Source organism: Salipaludibacillus daqingensis, from assembly GCF_029891575.1.
Classification (GTDB): Bacteria; Bacillota; Bacilli; order Bacillales; family Salisediminibacteriaceae; genus Salipaludibacillus; species Salipaludibacillus daqingensis.
In genome coordinates this window covers 1-18,300 of the sequence record NZ_JARZHF010000018.1, presented here as the reverse complement: position 1 = coordinate 18,300, position 18,300 = coordinate 1, and the positions used below count along the sequence as shown (strand labels likewise).

Sequence of the window (18,300 nt, the reverse complement as noted above, 5' to 3'; positions counted from 1 at the left end):
CAGCGTTCGTCCTGAGCCAGGATCAAACTCTCCGATAAAGTATGATGACTTTTCATCAAGCTTGATGTCCATGACATCAAAACCAAACTTTCGTCTGGCGTTTGTCGAATGTTTCCATTCAACGATTTGTTTCTATTGACGGGATATTTTAAAATATCCCACTTCGCTTGGCTTCTTGTTTAGTTTTCAAAGGTCAAATGTTGTGCAAATGTTGTTTGTTGTTTTTTAAAGCAACTCTTATATCATATCAAAAATGAGAATCTAATGTCAACAACTTTTATAACAACATTTCCGCTTTTTAAAGCAAGATTTTAACTATATCAAAATAATCAAATTAACGCAAGATGTTTTTCAACTAAAATATTCTTATCATTTTTTGTTGATTGATTACTTTTATTAGCGGATTTCAATCATATCATGTCGACATTATTTAAACAACTCTTTTTTTGTAATTTTTATTGACGGTTTTCTTCTATTAATAAAAACATGGTTATTTATATCATGAACGTTCTTTTATCTATTAATATGTCCAGCTATTTTCCCAACAACAAAACGCTTAAATTTATTTAATATAAAAAGACCACCTAGAAAATTTGTTTTAAAAGTAAGGGATTTTTTGTTCGAAAAACTGAATCTATACGTTCAAGCTTGCACTTTGTATTATCACTTACAATTAATTTATTAATCTCTCCTATAAATAAAAGCAAGAGACCCACATCCCTTGCTTTCTTTTAAATATTTATTGTAAAAACTCATGGTCATCGATTGTGCGAATGACTAACTTGTTTTCTAACCAGCGTGAAGTTGCGATGTCCGGGTTCCAAAAGAACAACGCGTCGTCTACAAGATTAGTCCCTTCCACTGCATCCTGGACGGCATCTATCGTTTTATCACTCGGGGTATTATTTATCGCCCCTGATGCCACTGGAGAAAACTGTCTTTCCTGCAAGATTACCTCACGAACAGTTTCTGGAAACTCATTGCTGTCAACTCGGTTAAAGACGACTTCTGCAACTGCCACCTTACCATCGTATTCCTGTCCCCGCGTTTCCGCATGAACAAGACGCTCCATTAGGTCCCGGTCACTGGCGCTTAACTCTATTCTGTTTGAGCTCTTATCATCGGAGCTACTTACGAGATTAACAGACTGACCAGTAATGATTAAATCTCCTTCAATATCCGGGTTATAGCTGTAGAGATCGTCCATATCCACACCGTAACGTTTAGCAATATAGCTCAATGTGTCGCCTTGACTTACCTTATACGTTTCAAACGGTGGTTCATCGTAGTACTCGTAATTTGAATGTGCAGAGTTAGCTGCTATAAAAATAAAGAAACCTGTGAATATGACACTTGCTAATTTTTTCAACTTGAACAAACCTTTCTTCCTTAAAAATATTTAATCTGTGAATAACTGTGTCCACGTATTTTCATAGTGTCCTATGCCAATATTAGAGAAATTAGCGTTTAGAATATTCTCACGGTGTCCCTGAGAGTTCATCCATGCATTAACCACTGCCTCTGGGGACCGTTGCCCTTGCGCAATATTCTCGCCTGCAGTTCGATACTCAACACCATATTTGTCCAGCATGTCAAAAGGAGACCCGTATGTTGGACTTGTATGGCTAAAGTAATTTTTATCAATCATATCTTTTGATTTAGCTTGAGCAACATTTTGAACTTCTGAACTGTTAGCTAATGGATCTAATCCGTGGTTTGCTCGCTCTTCATTCACTAGCCTGACAACTTCTGCTTCATAGCTGTTATCAGTAGGTTCTGATTTTTCTGTTACATTGTTATCATCTTCTATTAGCCGGATGATTGAACCCACTTGCATGTTATAAGGATCAATATCCGAATTAATGCGTTGAAGCTCACGAAAATCCAAGCCGTAACGCTCTGCAATATAGAAAAAGCTGTCACCCTGACTTACCTTGTAAGTTTCAAAAGGGGGTTCGTTGAAATATTCGTAAGCCCCTGCTGGTCCCGCATAGATCCCAAATGCTACCGTAACAGATAAAAGAGTTCCAAAAAATTTCTTCATTTATAAAGACCTTCCTTTCTTCTGTTAGAATGAATTCTTTTTACACTTACATACGGTAACGCAGGAGAATAGGATAATAAACCTGTAATTTATTCCAGTTAATTTGGTAAATTCATAGATACTTACTTAGACGAGGGTATTTATTCATGGAATTTCTCAGGAATGAAGCAACGAGACTCTCCGCTGTTGATAAAATAAAAAAACCTACCCTCCATTCATATAGAACCGAGAGTAGGTACCTTTAAGACATCGTTTTTGCAGGAAAATAATACGCTTCCCGTTTAATAAGTAAACTAAATACAACAAATGCAACGAGAGACAACACTACCGGGATGACAACGGCATGGACACCTAAAAGATCTCCATAGACGGAATTATATTGAAATATGGCGATATAACTAACAATTCCTGTAATCATCGAAGCAAGTGCTCCGTATTTGTTACCGTACTTCCAATACAGACCGAGGACCACCGGCCAAATAAATGCCGCTTCCAATCCGCCAAACGCGAATAAGTTTAGCATAATTAATAGCTCTGGAGGATTAATCGCTAATATAAACACACCGATGCCGATGAAACCTGTCACTCCCATACTCACTTTCATAATGTGATTGTTTGAGGCGTCTGGTTTGATGTAATTGATATACACATCTTTTACAACTGAGGAACTGACGAGAAGGAGTAATGAATCCACTGTAGACATCATCGCCGCAAGTGGCGCTGCCAATACGAGACCCGCAAGCCAACCTGGCAATACTTCAAGAGCTATGAGCGGAATCACCTGATCAGCAACCTCAATTCCTGGTAACACTGGTCTAGCGAAAACTCCGATTAAATGCATATTCAACATAATAAATCCGACAACAATCGTGCCAATAATCAAGGCACGGTGCATCGACCTAGAATCTCTGTAAGACATGGCACGAACCGCCACTTGAGGTAAACCAATTACGCCTACTCCAACTAATATCCAAAAAGACGAAACGTAAAGAGCCGTTAGCTGTCCATCCTGACCATAAGGCGTCACAAGATTTGGATTTTCATTCATTAAATCATTAAAAATCGCATCCAGTCCCCCACCAGCAATAACGACACCTATAAGCAGTAAAAGCGTACCGATAAACATCACGATACCTTGAAATGTATCAGTAAAAGCTACCGCTCGAAAGCCACCGATAATCACATAAATGAGAACAGCAATCGCAAACACAAATAGTGCTGACGTATAGGTCAATCCAGTGATGGACTGAATTAAATACGCACCACCAATCCACTGAGCGGCCATTGCTGCAAATAAAAAGATAATAATACTCAATGCAGATAAAAGAACAACAGGTTTACTGTTGTAACGTTCCTTCAAAAAATCAATTAGCGTCACTGCTTTATAACGTCTAGCAACAATCGCGAATTTTTTCCCTAATACTAATAGAACAAAATATCCCGTGGCCACTTGTGTCATTGCAAGTAAAACCCAACCTAATCCAATCGAGTAAGCTGCACCTGGTCCACCAAGAAAACTAGAAGCACTTCCATATGTAGCAACCATCGTCATCGCAAGAACTAAGCCACCTAACTCACGACTGCCTAAGAAATAATCACTTAAAAACGAAGTCGACTTCACCATTTTCCGATTAGACCAAACCCCTATAAAAAAGATAACAGCTAAGAAAAGTATTAACGGCAATAAGACATCCCAGTTCATTTAGATTGCCCCCCATCTTCCGTGTCGTCATCTTCCAATGACATATCAACGAGGACAAACTTCACGACGATATAGACGAGAAATACCATGACAATAAATCCAACAATACAACTCCAAAAAAACCAAGCTGGAAAACCAAAAATGTATGTATAATCCTCAGGAGGTTTCGAACCGAGAGTGTATGCAAAACCATACCACCAAATGATATTAATCACGGCTAGAGTAACGCCAATGCATGCTTCTCGATGGGCTATTCTAAAACGTCGCTCTAGTGGAGCTTTCTCAGAAGTGCGCATCTAAAAACTCCTTTCAAAATAATATATGTAAGTCACTATCATAACCAATGCTTAAATGATAGTGTACACTGTCAAAATATGACGAGACAATTCTTAAAAATATCATATATTTCTCTCATCATTAAACAATTTATAAAGAAGCAATTTGAAGTAATAAAAAGTACCTGCTTCTTCAGAAGAAGACTACCTTCTACCGTATCGAAACAGGCCTTTTTTCATTGCTTGTCACCTTAATAGTTAAGACCGCTCATCCGCTAAGTAATCATACTGATTTTTTCTTCCTCTTCTTGACCAATGACAGGCATCACAAATCGGATATTTAAAATCTAGCGGCAAATTCCTTCCACATCTTTTACACTTTTTTTGAATTTTTTTCACATCCGTTTTCAACTGTTCATGGACATCATCGCTTAGTTCTAACCTTATCCGCTCCCAATACAAGGCTTCCGTTCTTTTTCCCAATCGGTATAAGAACAATAAATGAAGCCCTAACGCTTTATAGGAAAGTTCTAAGTCTTCAAGACTTTTCTTTTTAATCCGAGGTTCCGGCAATTCTTTTCCTTCTACGATTGCGTTCATCGTATCCTTCCATTGCTTCGTTAACTCTGGTTCTTTTTTTGAAAAAGGCAGATGCAAAAATCCATACAAGTCCATTAACGAAAAACGAGCCTCTATCTCCGTATTTTTTATCAATCGGTACAAATCTCGCTCCTCCGATAACGATGCTTTTTTCGTTCCTTCAGGGCAAGAAAATTTGTCCCATAACTCAAAGAAATAACCTAAATTTCGAGAGTATCTTTGGAATCGTTCAAAAATGGTGTTCGTAGGAGCCACAGTGAATGTATGAACAAGGTCATCTTCTTTTTCTAATAAGCGAGCCATCATGTTAATATCACTTGTAAACGCAACTTTCCCAATATTATATATCCCTTTTCGTCCAGCACGACCTGCAATCTGTTTAATTTCTGGAGAAGTTAAGCGTCTTCTCCTCGTTCCATCAAATTTTTCATTTTCTAAAAATACAATTCGTCGAATCGGTAAATTTAACCCCATACCAATCGCGTCCGTGGAAACGATCACACTTGTCTCTTTATTGATAAATCGTTGCATTTGTTTTTTCCTTGTTTCAGGAGGCATGCTGCCATAAATCATGCTAACGGAATGACCAGCGTTCTCCAAAATCGATGCCGTTTCTAACACACGTTTTCTAGAAAAACAAACGAGAGCATCTCCTTTCGACGCATGTTTTAATCGAAATTGTTTCGGCTCTACTTTAAGAGGGACATCACGACGGTATTCACGAATATCAATATCCGCATCCCCTAACAACTCTAAAACCATCTCTTTTGCATTTCGACTACCAATAATATGTACTTCCTTCGCATTGGCCTTCGTGATCGCTTTATACCAAGAAAAACCTCGGTCTTTGTCTGCAACCATTTGTGCTTCATCGATGATCATGACATCGTAAAAATCTCGTTCATGAAACATTTCCACAGTACAAGAAACATGGGTAGCATCTTCAACGTCCTTTTCTTCTTCCCCCGTTTTCAACGCACAAGGAATGCCATCAGCATTCAACTTATCGTAAACTTCTAGTGCTAATAACCTTAAAGGTGCTAGGTAAATCCCACTTGAAAATTGCTTCATTCTTTCCAACGCTTGGTGTGTTTTCCCCGTATTTGTCTCTCCAATATGAAGCACATAATGACTATTCCTTCCTAATGAAGGACTGTATTCGCGACCAAATATGTCGTCAAGCATTCGTTCTTCTGCTTCTTCTTTCTGTTGCAAAGCAACCTGTTCTTTTTGGTCACGTTCTTCACTAGCTTTAAGATCATTCTTATATAGCTCCTTATGCGTCTCTTCATCAAATGGAATCGCTGCAACCGTTAAGAGATCAGATACATATTCTTCAGCTATTTTCTCATGAAATTCCCCTTGAAAGTCATACAATTGTTCCATACAAACATCATATAACTTCGTAAGGGAAAGGTCTTCTTGAAAAACGTCACGATACCTTTTTTTCAACTGATTCGACAATTGATCTAATATAAGCTGAGCTATATCCTTTGATAAAGTCTTCTGAATCAACTGTTCATATGTATCCCTATACGTTTCATACTCCCAATACATTGTTTTTTGCACAGAACCAGTCAGTTCATAAAGAAACTCTTCCAGTTTCACATAGTCTTTGTCATCGAAGGATCCTTCCGGAATTAATTCTTCTTCCAGACGAAACGTATCAACAGAGCGATACTTTTTATTATTCAAATCATGAACAAGCTGATCAGCAACATAACGACGAATATACACATAAAAAAGCAATCTATTCTGATTGATCAGTGTCGTTACTTCATGATTTATCGCTGACAAAAGAGCATTTTTTTCTTCCTTTACTAGCTTTTCTTTTTCTGCCTTGACATACGCTTCTCTTGCCGAAAGATAGCGTTTTTTCCATATCTTTTCTTGCTGAAAAAATGTACCTTTCAGCCACTCTAACACATCAAAAGGCTCGTACTTTCGCATTTCGGTGCGAAACAAATGGTTAATAAATTTGCGATCAACTCCGTCTACCTCAAAATCTCTTTCTTTTAAAAAATGCTTCTTCTGTTTTTTAGAAATATCGTTGGTTACTTTATTTAACCAAATATTAATCCATATTTGTTGTAAATAATGGTTTCGATCCGAAAGATAGTCGTCAAAAGGAACGAATTCTTTCTTTTTGCCTAAATAGTTGTCCACATCTTCTAATACTTTCTTTTTTGTTTGTGATAATGCATCACGTTGAACGTCTACTATATCCTTCATGTTTTCTCCTTCCAAAACAAACGTACTTATCTCACAAATTATCATGTTTATCCGTTCGATGTCCTTCTATCCTTATTATAATATTACTCGAATGAATATCTACTTCCATTGATTAGGATCTTAACTGATACTTCCTATATTACCAAAAAACACTTGGATATTCTCATCCGAGCGTTTGGCAATGAAACGACTATTTTTTCTTCTTTTCCGAGGTATTACCCAACTAGTAAATATATAAAAAGAACAAAAAGTAAAATCTGATTCCAGCGGCGGAACAAGTCTTCTTTCTGCCAAATGTGTTTCATAACGTTGGCATACTCTTCATTTGATGAACGTACATATACAAATCCGAAATAGATAGACGGTAAAGCTCTAGCTAAACCATATATACCCCCGATCAAAAGTCCAATGATTGGTTGAAGAAAAAAACCGATATACACATATTTCAACCAAAAATGAACGTTCGGATTATAAGTAAAAAGCCCTGCGCCAAGAATAGCTCCCCACACTGTCATAGTAAAGATCGAGTTTTGCTCAACCCATGGTGAGGGGATTTGCCATTTTCGTTGGGGATGTGGGACATAAATATAACCTAACCCCTTTAACAGATAAACAAAAACAAGTCCTAACAATAGAACAAGTTTCGTTGCTTCAGAAATGCCGATAACAGCCAAATAAAAGGTAGTCGAAATGAAAAAGCCGAATAATGCACCAGAAAGAGTACTTACTAATACATACATCAATGGCTTAATAATAGAATAAAACGTTTCCTCCTCACCGAGGGGGGCGACCGCGAAGGTCACATTCACTCCTCAAGCCGTTCTAATAGCAGATACACCGGACACAATTGCAAAAGTAACGAGAAGAATGTATTCCACGACTCTCCCCCTAACTATCTAAGAAGTGCATACATCCGCAGTCTGAAGGTGTTACTTCGTAAGGAGAATTGGTAATCGGTGTGCAGTCACAACAAACAATGCTGCTGCCTCTAAATGTGTCACACCAACATCCCGTCACCCTAAACCCCCAACTAAGAGAAGGTTGATATCCTTCAGGACACTTGGTCATTACCCCAACACCGTCCCTGCATGCTTGACTACAAAATAGACCATTCGGAAGACGACAGTGACCTCGATTCAATAGGACCTCACACCAAGAAGGATGTGCATTTCCAATTCTAAACGGATTCGTCATGATCTTTAATACGTTTTGAAATAGATTAGAAAATAGCTGATCAAGGTAAACATTATTACTCAATGTTCTCGCGATATTTGTAACCAGTCGCTTACTTTGTTGGTCTATCACTTCAATCATTTGTTCTCCTCCTTATCATTAATTATAGGAAGTTCCATCACCGAAGATACTAATAAATCGATTTGCTCTTTATTACCGCACAATCCTTTGTCTTTAACCACTCCATTTTGATCCAAAGCAAAAGCAAAGGGAGTTACTCGTACGAGAAAATGATGAAAAAGCTCCTCTTTTCTATCCCACAGTTTTTCTCCAGTAATAAAATCTTTCTTTAACAATGCTTTTACTTCTTCATCACGACCAAGGATGACAACACAGAAATTGACTTTGTCTGAATACGATTTGTAAGCACGATTCCAATCTTCGATTACAGATTCACAAGGTTTACAGTTAGGTGATAGGAACGTTAATAACGTTGGTCGATGAAAGAGCTCTTTTAGTTCTACCACTTTGTTTTGCGTGAGTGAAAATACTTTAATAGAGGGAGTTTCTTTACCAATTGCTAATCCATCTTTTGCAACTGCTTCTCCTTTAGTTAAATAAACTTCCCCAAACTGACGAAACAAAAGGAACATCGCGAATAGAATGACGATTTGAATGATCCAAAGAAATACTACAGAATAAAAAATAAATGCTTCCATCGTACTCTCCTTCACTTTATTTTTCGCAAACGGTCTAGCGTTTCACGATAACGTTGCCACATTATTTGTAATACAAACACTAGAAAACTTAGTGACGTTCCGATCACAATCGTTAGTGCACTTATTTCAGCGTTTTGCAACGGTTTGATAAATCCAATGATGATCGTAACGAGAAAAAAATAGACGATTTTCCCTATCGTAAACCGATCTACCGTTGCATCGATAAGCCTCCCATAACAGCCACAAGTGATTCGTCGTTTTGATCGCAAAACTTGTGTGACTGCATAACTAAACATTGTCAAAAGAGATAGTAAAATAATTGCTCCCTTTGAACGAGTTGGCTCAAGAAGCAGAAGTGCTGCCCCCATCAACTCGACATAAGGAATGAGACTTCCTATTATTAGTGAGATACGTCTTGGGAATAGATGAAAGTTAACGACAAATTGAAGAAATGCTTTATACGAAATAAGTTTCGATACTGCTGAAATCATAAAGAAAGAGAAGACGTGAATGAGGATAATACTTCCAATTGGCAATGCACTTCCACCTCCCCATTCAACCGTTGTATTGTATAATTTATGTGCGATGTAACATGATTGTGCTTCCTATATGAGAACAACTTCTCCATACATGCTATGAATGACACCCATGTTTTCAAACACCAAAAAGCTAGGTCAGATATTCTGACCTAGCGCAGTTTCACTCTTAATCATAACGTAATGTTTCTTTCTTTTAATAAGTTAAATTCAGCGACTAATCCTTCTGTTAAATTATCCTCAATCGGACTTGCCTTTATGTAATCCCTTAAATAATCTTCATGATATTCTCGATAGATAAGCACATAAAACATGTAAAGAAGGGGGGAATCTTTTTCGAGAAAAAGGCGCATTTCACCAAAGTTCCACTGTTTATAAAATGAGATAATCGCTTGTTTATTATCTTTTAACATCGTATCTAATTCTTCGATCGTCACGATATTAAAAAATTCTAAGCTATTGATATATTTAGAAATGACACCATTATTTTCGATAACTACTGTTCCGCCCGTATGTTCCAACATTTCATCATTAATTTCTTTTATAATCGCTGATTGATACAAATATTCTTGTAGAGAGATCTTATCAATAGCAATTTCATACGTTTCTTCCGCTACTTTACTTTCGATATCGTCACTATATTTTTCTAAGTATTTCTTAATTCTACTAAACTCGTTGTCTGCAAGTTCCAATAAACTTGATACGCGAGAGAAGTCCCTTCTTATCGCTCGCGGAATTTCTTTTTTCGTTTTATATCCTAAGTCATGTTCTATCTCTGCCCAAGCATGCTGTAATATTGATCTTATTTGTATCTCAAATTTCAGTTCACTGAATGGCGTATATTCTGGTAACTTCGATGTTTTCTCTGTTAAAGAAACTATATAGTGAACAGACGAATAACCAAAACGATCAGGGTCAATATTTCGTTTATCAACCGTGTTTATTTTATCAACGGTAAACTCTCTTTCAATTAAAGCTATGAATCGATCAACATCATCATTAAAATAAGTAATAATCCTTAATCCTAATATATCTGTTATATCCGTTAATTTATTGTACTTTTGATTTTTTCTAATGATCTTTTTCTCGAGATTCCCTCTTTTTTTTACTCGATAACGCGTATCATATAAATCTATTCCATCTTGAATAGCAAGTTCTCTAATTAACCTACTTACCTTTGGTGCGAATGCTTCATAAATCGCTATCTCTTCGTCATAACTTTGCAATATCCCTTGATAATCTTTCACCATTTTCCCCTCCCAACATCTCCATGCATCCTTATTATTAAGTTGTTTATTAACGAACATTCTTCTTTGCAAAGAAAAACTTCAATTTTTACTTTTGTGCAAGAAAACTTTATACCTTACTAGTAGTTCAACAAAGATAGGAAATATCCTGCAAAACGAACAATGTCGATCACTATGATTAAATCCCCAATGCCAAAAAAAAGAAGCAAGAGGCAGTCCCTCTCACTTCCAACATTAACTAAAACGTACGAACGGTAACAATGCCTTCGATTTCTTTGATTTTTGCTTCTAAACCTGGAATAATGTCCCCATTCACTTCATTATCAATATCGATCATCGTGTACGCATAATCGCCTCGACTTCTGTTTACCATGTCAGCGATGTTCAAATCATACTCTGAGATAGCAGTTGAAAGTTGTCCAACCATGTTTGGAACATTTTTGTGAAATGCTGCAACACGAGGTTTCCCTGTATATGGTAATGACGCATTAGGGAAATTCACTGAATTTTTAATATTACCTGTTTCCAAAAATTCTTTTACTTGTCTAGCCGCCATGATCGCACAATTTTCTTCTGATTCTTGTGTAGATGCACCAAGATGAGGAATTGGAACAGCATTTTTCATTTTCAATACATTTTCATTAGGAAAATCAGTAATATACTTCCCTACTTTTCCACTCTCGAGTGCCGCCGCCATGTCTTCTTCATTGATAAGACCATCACGAGAAAAGTTCAAAATATGAACACCAGGTTTCATGAGACGGAACACTTCTTCATGGAACATGTCTTTCGTGTCCTCAGTTAATGGAACGTGAACAGTAATATAATCGGATTCAGCAAAGACTTGCTCAATCGACATCGCTCTATGCACTTTACGAGACAAGCTCCATGCCGCATCAATAGAAATGAATGGGTCATAGGCAACAACATCCATATCTAGACGAAGCGCATCGTTTGCAACTAGAGCACCAATTGCTCCTAAGCCGATTACTCCTAACGTTTTTCCTTTGATTTCTTTTCCAACAAACTGTTTCTTGCCTGTTTCTACGCGCTTCGCAACTTCTGTTTCTCCCTCAAGTGTTTTGGCCCATGTAATACCGTCAAAGAGGTTACGAGATGAAGCCATTAAAGTCGTTAACACAAGTTCTTTTACTGCGTTTGCATTCGCACCCGGTGTATTAAATGCTACGATGCCTCGTTCTGTACATTTATCAACAGGAATATTATTGACACCCGCTCCAGCTCGAGCGATTGCCTTTAGATTACTATCTAATTCTAAGTCATGCATATTAAAACTACGTACAACGATAGCATCAGGATGTTCACTATCTTTATCAACCATATAACGATCGTTATTAAATACATTTAGCCCGCTTTGTGCAATATCATTTAGTGTTTTAATTGTTTTTACCTTATCCATTGTGAGAATGCTCATCTTTTTCCCTCTTTCTCTTTTTAAAATAATTTTTTACGTCCTTGATCATTTCCATTTCGTTAAAAATGTGAAATACATCACATCTACAAACAAATCTTACCGTTGATTTGCTGCCAAGACACTTTGTGTCACTCATTTTCTGGTTACTTTTAATAACAATTAATCATTCAAAACGCTGGTTCATCGCTATTAATACGCTATCCCCCTTATTATAAAACAGAAAGAGGTAAAGGATCGAATGTTCAGATCCCTTACCTCTGCCCAGGCGAACGGCTACGATAACTATGTGCTCCCTCACGGTTATCCGTGTTCGCCAGTTACACATAGCCCTTTGATTTCTCTTATAGTAACAGATTATCTAACAACGTTCAACCTAAAATTCAGAAAACTCCGCTAATTTGTTTAAGTGATGAATGGGGACGGTTCTCGTGCGGCACTATGCATAAACAATGGTAACGTTTACCGCACTTTAAAAAATAATTTTTAAAAACTGTCTCACTACTTCATTACTGGTTGTCTTAGTTTGTTTAACTTTGATGTCAGTTCTAAAAACCAATCTTCATCTCCCGTTAATAACGCTAAATCAATTAAATACTGTAATTCTTCTTCTGTTTCAGCCTGAAATTCAGGTAATTTTTCCACATTTTTAGTAAGCATTTGAATCGTTTTTCCTACAGTGTCTTTCTTATCACTCGTGGCTACCGTTACACTAACAACCCCTTCTAAAGAGCCCATTCGTTCAACAAAACCAATGATCAATTCACCATTCTGCGGTTTGCCTTTAACCCAATCGCCCTTACTCAAGGTAGAAATATTATTTAAAATCATTGCTTTCACCTACTCCTTCTTAATTATTATGTTGGAAATAAATCGTTATTTTTACGTAAAAGTTACTAACTGTAATCTGTAATATAAAATATTACATTTTATGTGAAGTTTTACTTTCTTTTATCATTTACTCAATACTTTTCTGGTTCGTTATTTACAAACTCAACGACATCTTTAATCGTATATTTTTTCAAGTACTCTCCTAGATGTTCTTCGGCTCCTATGAAAATACTAAATAACACATTTTTCATATTTGCCCCAACAATGCATTCCTCATTTGCTTCTGGACACTTTGGCTGCAAAGCTCCTTCAGAAGTTGCTTTATAAATATCCCATAGTGTTACCTTTGCTGGATTTAAAGTGAAAATAAATCCACCACCCGTTCCTTCTTTCGATTCGATAAAGCCATGTTTTCGCAACAAACTTAATACGTTTCGAATACGAACAGGATGAACACAAGCACTCTCAGCTATTGCTTTACTAGAAGACATACTGTCTGGTTTCAATGCTAGGAGAGTTAAACTATGAATAGCTAGTGTAAAATTACTGTTCATTCAATCCCCCCTATGGCAAACATAAACATATTCGATGGCTGCCGAACTTTTGAACGAAATACTGTTTATAAAGCTAGATTAGTAATCTATGAATATTTATCAATTAATCTAGTTTATACTGTAATAATAAATATTATAGATAGGAGAGTCAATTATTATGCTTAGTCTAGGTAAACTCCCCTTTCTTAAGCGTTACTAAACGTTTTCCGATGAATCTCTCGGTATTTTATTATGGATATTATATGATTAAAAAGAGAGTTGAACTTTCGGATCTTCTGTAATGTCGTGATAAAGTTAATTATGTATGGATGGATGGGTTTCATTGTTTAAGTTGTTATTAAATTAGCCTATGATTGAATGAAACTCCCGTTTACTTCCTTTCATCGGCGATCCGCTCGCTCCTCGGGCACTATCAAACCCTGCCTATTATTCATGTCCTACCTCTCATGTTTGAACGCAAAGTAGCGTAACTCCTTCTCATTAATCACGTTCAAATCGTGCATGTTAAGACGCGAATTTACTCCCTCATTCTCATTCGCGTCTCAAAACACAACTAACCAAAATCCCTTAAATTTATCTACAACAGTAGGCTAACACCCTTACAATAATCCTTATGAGAAACGTTATTCTTTCATTCTCTTCTCTGAAACAACTTCACAAATCTCTTCATACATCAAGCTTACTCCATCACTCGATGCATCAAATGAAAAGGCATTGTCATTAGAGATACCAATATGATCAGCTTCTTTCACGGCATCAATGTTTGCTCCCATGAATAGGAATTCCCAATTGTATTTTTCTCGCTGATGATTGATCAACTCTTTCACTTTTTCACGAGTGAATTCAAAGCTCGCGTTCTCCATTCCGTCCGTCGTAATGACAAAGATCACTTTGTCTGGTCTTTGCTCTTCCTCTGTCTTTGACAGTCGATACCCAACATCCAAAATCGTCTTGCCAACCGCATCTAACAGAGCGGTAGTACCACGAACGTAATATTCCTTCTTCGTAAGCTTCACACTGTTTGCATCCACTCCATTCCACAAAATTTCATAGTCATCATCAAACAATACCGTTGTAAGAACCGTTTTTCCTTCCGATTCACATTGTTTTTTCACAAACGCATTAAATCCTCCAATCGTGTCCCCTTCAAGCCCTGCCATGGAACCGCTTCTGTCTAATAAGAAAACAATTTCTGATACTTGTTTATTCATCTTCATCTTCCTTTCCTGTTATTGATATAATAATAACGGAGAAGACGGAATAAGAGGTCGCCTAGGAAGCGACATTTCAGGGAGGAAAACGCGATGCTTAAAACACAGCTTCTTAAAGAAATGGAGCAATATATACAAGATCATTTAATTGTGGTCGAGGATGATGAAGCAATTTACCAAAGCGCTGAACGTTTGGAAGATCGCATGCAGGAAGAAATTGAAATGGTAGATTTAGAAGATTTTATTAAAACAAATCGCCAGCCAATTTTTCAGCAAGTATTGTTCCGGTTTATCGATGAAAAAGGCTTCACCGATCCTGAAGTTTACAAACGAGCAGGTCTCGATCGGAAACATTTCTCAAAAATACGTTCAAATGAAGCCTATCGTCCGGGAAAACATACGATTCTAGCTCTTTCCTTAGCCCTAGAACTAAAGGAAATTCAAGTAGCAGAGCTCCTGAGTTCAGGAGGGCATTCTCTATCTAATAGCGATACTTGTGATTTAATCATTCAATTCTGCTTAGAAAGAAACATTTACGATATTGACCATGTGAATCATGCGTTAGAATATTTTAACGAAAAACCTCTTTCTGGAGGACAATAAAAAACTAGGTCCCGAAAAGGAGACCTAATTTTGTCGTGATACGATTTGTTTAGTACAGCGTTTTTTCAATAAACATCTTTACGGGTAAACGTAATAAAGGCAATCACTAAAGCAGCAAGCCCCCATATAGCCAACACCGATAAAGAAAAACCGAGACTCATGCCGTCGATTGGTGCACCCATTCCGCTAATGTAGTTTGTGACACGTAAATTTACCATAAAAAAATACTTTGCTGATTCCCAAGAAGAAACCATGTTAGACAAGATCGCGCCTGAAATTAACGCCGCTAACATGACACCCATCACAGCCGCTGTACTTCGCATGATCACAGACAGCATCAACGTGATCGCACCAACGGTAATGCCAACAAACCACGTGAGGCCAAGCTCCATAAGAATGTATTGCCATTGTTCGATTAAGCGTACATTCGTTGTGACAAGTTCTTCTCCTTCTATCGCAAACCCTGTAAGGATGGGTAAGTTCCACCCCGAATAGCCAAAAACAGCCCCAGAAATGGCGTAAGATAAGAACCCGAGGGATAAAACGATAAAGGAAACGGATAAAATCATTGTCAACAATTTGCTAAATAAAATCCGCCACCTCTTGACAGGTCTCGTGAGCAGCATTTTGATAGTGCCAACACTAGATTCCGAAGAAACAAGGTCAGCAACGACGACGACCACTAATAGTGGTAAAACAAGATCGATGGAATTCTCGATAAAAACTCGCATAAACGTTGGTGCACCAGGAGCAGACGGGTTAATATCTTGTTCCAAATAGTATTGTTGCTGACTTACTTGGATCTGTAAATACCCTCTCCATTCATCAGAGATGCCGCTGGAGTTCAACCGATTTTGTGTATTGGTAATCTCTTGTTGGAGCTCGGTTCGCCAGTCCATCGTTCCTAATCGTTCTTGCATCGATTCTACTTGTTTCATTTGAGCGTACGTAAATAAAAAAACGAGGACAGCGATGATCGCAATGATGACGTAAAGTCTTTTTTTACGAACAAGTTTGATCATTTCATTGTGAACGAGATTAATCAATGGTCTCCCCTCCTGTCAATTCAATAAACAGATCTTCGAGGGTAGGGAGTTTCACTTCTATCCCGTGTACTCTCACACCTTTTCGGACTAATGTCTCATTAACAGAAGCAATGTTTTTTTCATCGTAATTTGTAACAATGACACCTTCTTTTTCAGAAAAAATCGTCATCGTCTTTGAGATAATTTGTTTCCCTTCAGCAACTGGGTCCAATGTCCACCAGACTCGTTCTTGTGCAGCAAGGAGATGTTCAACAGAGTCAATTTTGATGATTTGTCCTTTGGAAATGATCGCAACTCGGTCACACATTAACTGAATTTCGCTAAGCAAATGAGAAGAGACGAGAATGCTAATTTTATCTCGCTCGGCTAACGTGCGAATGAACTCTCGCATTTCTCTTATTCCTCCAGGGTCAAGACCGTTCGTTGGTTCATCCAAAATAAGCACTTTCGGTTTCCCTAATAGCGCTTGAGCAATGCCAAGCCTCTGCCGCATCCCTAATGAATAGGTTTTGACTGTATCATGGATCCTATTTTGTAAGCCGACGAGGTCGACTACTTCTTTTAACCTTGCTTTCTTAATCCCTGGAACCATGCGCGCAAACTGCTGCAAATTTTCCCACCCTGTTAAATACGGATAAAGTTCTGGGTTTTCAACGATACAGCCAATGTTGTCGATCGCCTTAATGAAATCCTTCTGCAAGTGGTGCCCATAAATATGGACCTCACCGGATGTCGGTTTGATTAATCCTACGAGCATGCGAACCGTCGTTGTTTTTCCAGATCCATTCGGTCCTAGAAAACCAAATACTTCCCCTTCTTTTAATTCAAAGGAAAGGTTCTTAATGATTTCTTTTCTACCAATCTTTTTGCATAAATTTTTTACGACTAAGGTTGATGGCAGATCAGTCATTGACTTGTCCCCCTTGCTCTAATGAAAGAAGAGATGCGAGACGTCGACCAATTAACTCGTAACCTCTATTATTTGGGTGAAATTGATCGCTAAACAAAAAATCACTCACATTTAATTCGAAAAGATCATAGCTCGGGACGTAGACGACGTTGTCAAACGAAGCAGCAATTTCAGCTGATTCAAAATTCCACTGGCGAACTGTGCTTGATGTTTGATTAGAATTATCTAGTTCTTGAAAAGGATCATATAGACCGACGTGATAAACGACAGCATTTGGATTAGCTGATTCGATCGTTGTATAAATAGACGTTAAATTTTCCTTGTATTGCTGCGTTGTTTCCTCGATCATTTCTGAGGAATACGCCATCAGCGCTTGTCCTCCTTGGAATAAGTCATTCCCACCGATCGTCATGAAAATCATATCAGCCTGCGCAATTTGCCTTTGTATTTCGGATTCTTGCAGTTGATCAATGAGTTGCTCGGACGTGAATCCTCCGACAGCTAAATTGGACAAGTTGATCGAGTTATCACCACTCGATTTCAAGTCTTCCAATACATACGTCACATACCCTTGCCCTGTCGTATCTCCAGTTCCTCGAGTGAGCGAGTCACCTAAAGCCAAGATAAAAAGGCCACTCGTTTGCTCTTCTGGTTCATTTGGTGTCGTTGTCCATTCTTGTGATGATGACGTCGTTGTCAAAAGTTGATCATTGATCGTTATGCCCATGCCGACAATCCAGGCGATTGTAGCTAAAACAGATAGCGTTGTGACAACGTTGACCAAATTTATTTTCATCCCGTGTCGCCCCTTCGTTTGATGATAAACATTCCATAAAACACTACGAATTAGAACGGGTGTTTGACCGTCATGTTTTTATTTCATCGTATCATAGTACAAAAGATTTAACCGTTAATTAGGCTTGGAAAAAGACAATGATATTTCCAGAAAAATGCAGGTCGAATGATGTATGACGGCATTTAACATCGCTCAACAACCCACAAATTAAGAGTTAGACGAGCCAATTTCCGTGAATGAAAAACACCTTCCTTTTTAAAAACTAAAGTGGACCCCATGTCAAGGACACTTTGAAAAAAACGACTAACTTTTTTTACTTGTTCCTCTTATGCTTGCTTCATAGGAGGAGCGGTGACAAGTCCAAAAGGACACGCTCAAAACTAAGAGCG

At 37.7% G+C, this 18,300-nt stretch carries 18 protein-coding genes and 1 riboswitch; of the genes, 1 reads left to right on the top strand and 17 read right to left on the bottom strand.

The features are described from left to right. Positions 1-739 precede the first annotated feature (739 nt). The 14 genes from QDN89_RS21835 to QDN89_RS21770 all read right to left on the bottom strand — a co-directional run bounded on the left by QDN89_RS21835 (position 740) and on the right by QDN89_RS21770 (position 14,556). Positions 740-1,378 (bottom strand): cell wall hydrolase, encoded by a 639-nt coding sequence (locus QDN89_RS21835; protein ID WP_280772311.1) that lies wholly within the window; start codon positions 1,376-1,378, stop codon positions 740-742. Positions 1,379-1,399: 21 nt separating this feature from the next. After that, positions 1,400-2,044 (bottom strand): CAP domain-containing protein, encoded by a 645-nt coding sequence (locus tag QDN89_RS21830; protein ID WP_280772310.1) that lies wholly within the window; start codon positions 2,042-2,044, stop codon positions 1,400-1,402. Between the two features lie 241 nt (positions 2,045-2,285). Beyond that, entirely contained in the window at positions 2,286-3,746 is a 1,461-nt protein-coding gene (panF, locus tag QDN89_RS21825) for a sodium/pantothenate symporter (protein ID WP_280772309.1), read from the bottom strand. After that, complete coding sequence (locus QDN89_RS21820; protein ID WP_280772308.1) at positions 3,743-4,042, bottom strand: YhdT family protein; 300 nt, start codon at positions 4,040-4,042, stop codon at positions 3,743-3,745. The genes panF and QDN89_RS21820 overlap by 4 nt, the downstream gene beginning before the upstream one ends. Positions 4,043-4,279: 237 nt before the next feature. Further along, entirely contained in the window at positions 4,280-6,853 is a 2,574-nt protein-coding gene (locus QDN89_RS21815) for a helicase-related protein (RefSeq protein ID WP_280772307.1), read from the bottom strand. 215 nt (positions 6,854-7,068) lie between these two features. Beyond that, positions 7,069-7,656 (bottom strand): hypothetical protein, encoded by a 588-nt coding sequence (locus tag QDN89_RS21810; RefSeq protein ID WP_280772306.1) that lies wholly within the window; start codon positions 7,654-7,656, stop codon positions 7,069-7,071. Between the two features lie 85 nt (positions 7,657-7,741). Next, positions 7,742-8,167, bottom strand: a complete 426-nt coding sequence (locus QDN89_RS21805; protein WP_280772305.1) for a hypothetical protein — start codon at positions 8,165-8,167, stop codon at positions 7,742-7,744. Further along, positions 8,164-8,745, bottom strand: coding sequence for a redoxin domain-containing protein (locus QDN89_RS21800; protein ID WP_280772304.1), 582 nt, complete (start codon positions 8,743-8,745; stop codon positions 8,164-8,166). The genes QDN89_RS21805 and QDN89_RS21800 overlap by 4 nt, the downstream gene beginning before the upstream one ends. Positions 8,746-8,756: 11 nt before the next feature. After that, positions 8,757-9,281, bottom strand: a complete 525-nt coding sequence (locus QDN89_RS21795) for a MauE/DoxX family redox-associated membrane protein (RefSeq protein WP_280772303.1) — start codon at positions 9,279-9,281, stop codon at positions 8,757-8,759. Between the two features lie 173 nt (positions 9,282-9,454). Beyond that, positions 9,455-10,531 carry a GTP pyrophosphokinase gene (locus QDN89_RS21790; RefSeq protein WP_280772302.1) on the bottom strand — a complete coding sequence of 359 codons (1,077 nt, stop codon included), beginning with the start codon at positions 10,529-10,531 and terminating at the stop codon, positions 9,455-9,457. Between the two features lie 235 nt (positions 10,532-10,766). Continuing rightward, the gene (locus QDN89_RS21785) at positions 10,767-11,963 is read right to left on the bottom strand and encodes a phosphoglycerate dehydrogenase (RefSeq protein WP_280772301.1); all 1,197 of its coding nucleotides are present in this window, start codon (positions 11,961-11,963) and stop codon (positions 10,767-10,769) included. 252 nt (positions 11,964-12,215) lie between these two features. Further along, positions 12,216-12,294, bottom strand: a riboswitch (ZMP/ZTP riboswitch). Between the two features lie 167 nt (positions 12,295-12,461). After that, positions 12,462-12,791: an IDEAL domain-containing protein gene (locus QDN89_RS21780; RefSeq protein WP_280772300.1), complete on the bottom strand. Its 330-nt coding sequence runs from the start codon at positions 12,789-12,791 to the stop codon at positions 12,462-12,464. A gap of 131 nt (positions 12,792-12,922) precedes the next feature. After that, a complete protein-coding gene (locus tag QDN89_RS21775) occupies positions 12,923-13,345 on the bottom strand; it encodes an RrF2 family transcriptional regulator (protein WP_280772299.1) in 423 nt (140 codons plus the stop codon). A gap of 623 nt (positions 13,346-13,968) precedes the next feature. Next, positions 13,969-14,556, bottom strand: coding sequence for a vWA domain-containing protein (locus QDN89_RS21770; protein WP_280772298.1), 588 nt, complete (start codon positions 14,554-14,556; stop codon positions 13,969-13,971). A 93-nt stretch (positions 14,557-14,649) separates the two neighbouring features. Between QDN89_RS21770 and QDN89_RS21765 the strand changes: the two genes are divergently transcribed. Beyond that, on the top strand, positions 14,650-15,159 hold the full coding sequence (locus QDN89_RS21765; RefSeq protein ID WP_280772297.1) for a helix-turn-helix domain-containing protein: 510 nt from the start codon (positions 14,650-14,652) through the stop codon (positions 15,157-15,159). 65 nt (positions 15,160-15,224) lie between these two features. Here QDN89_RS21765 and QDN89_RS21760 read toward each other — a convergent pair whose 3' ends face one another. Genes QDN89_RS21760 through QDN89_RS21750 form a run of 3 tightly spaced genes read right to left on the bottom strand, consistent with a single transcriptional unit; the run spans position 15,225 to position 17,911 of the window. Further along, positions 15,225-16,205 (bottom strand): ABC transporter permease subunit, encoded by a 981-nt coding sequence (locus QDN89_RS21760; RefSeq protein ID WP_280772296.1) that lies wholly within the window; start codon positions 16,203-16,205, stop codon positions 15,225-15,227. Continuing rightward, a complete protein-coding gene (locus tag QDN89_RS21755; protein ID WP_280772295.1) occupies positions 16,198-17,115 on the bottom strand; it encodes an ABC transporter ATP-binding protein in 918 nt (305 codons plus the stop codon). The genes QDN89_RS21760 and QDN89_RS21755 overlap by 8 nt, the downstream gene beginning before the upstream one ends. Further along, the gene (locus tag QDN89_RS21750; protein WP_280772294.1) at positions 17,108-17,911 is read right to left on the bottom strand and encodes a GDSL-type esterase/lipase family protein; all 804 of its coding nucleotides are present in this window, start codon (positions 17,909-17,911) and stop codon (positions 17,108-17,110) included. The genes QDN89_RS21755 and QDN89_RS21750 overlap by 8 nt, the downstream gene beginning before the upstream one ends. Between the last annotated feature and the right edge of the window lie 389 nt (positions 17,912-18,300).

Coding starts and splice junctions, on each gene's coding strand:
- QDN89_RS21785 (WP_280772301.1), bottom strand. CDS start 11,963: ATGAGCATTCTCACAATGGATAAGGTAAAAACAATTAAAACACTAAAT.
- QDN89_RS21800 (WP_280772304.1), bottom strand. CDS start 8,745: ATGGAAGCATTTATTTTTTATTCTGTAGTATTTCTTTGGATCATTCAA.
- QDN89_RS21820 (WP_280772308.1), bottom strand. CDS start 4,042: ATGCGCACTTCTGAGAAAGCTCCACTAGAGCGACGTTTTAGAATAGCC.
- QDN89_RS21830 (WP_280772310.1), bottom strand. CDS start 2,044: ATGAAGAAATTTTTTGGAACTCTTTTATCTGTTACGGTAGCATTTGGG.
- QDN89_RS21750 (WP_280772294.1), bottom strand. CDS start 17,911: ATGAAAATAAATTTGGTCAACGTTGTCACAACGCTATCTGTTTTAGCT.
- QDN89_RS21770 (WP_280772298.1), bottom strand. CDS start 14,556: ATGAATAAACAAGTATCAGAAATTGTTTTCTTATTAGACAGAAGCGGT.
- panF (WP_280772309.1), bottom strand. CDS start 3,746: ATGAACTGGGATGTCTTATTGCCGTTAATACTTTTCTTAGCTGTTATC.
- QDN89_RS21765 (WP_280772297.1), top strand. CDS start 14,650: ATGCTTAAAACACAGCTTCTTAAAGAAATGGAGCAATATATACAAGAT.
- QDN89_RS21805 (WP_280772305.1), bottom strand. CDS start 8,167: ATGATTGAAGTGATAGACCAACAAAGTAAGCGACTGGTTACAAATATC.
- QDN89_RS21775 (WP_280772299.1), bottom strand. CDS start 13,345: ATGAACAGTAATTTTACACTAGCTATTCATAGTTTAACTCTCCTAGCA.
- QDN89_RS21755 (WP_280772295.1), bottom strand. CDS start 17,115: ATGACTGATCTGCCATCAACCTTAGTCGTAAAAAATTTATGCAAAAAG.
- QDN89_RS21790 (WP_280772302.1), bottom strand. CDS start 10,531: ATGGTGAAAGATTATCAAGGGATATTGCAAAGTTATGACGAAGAGATA.
- QDN89_RS21780 (WP_280772300.1), bottom strand. CDS start 12,791: ATGATTTTAAATAATATTTCTACCTTGAGTAAGGGCGATTGGGTTAAA.
- QDN89_RS21815 (WP_280772307.1), bottom strand. CDS start 6,853: ATGAAGGATATAGTAGACGTTCAACGTGATGCATTATCACAAACAAAA.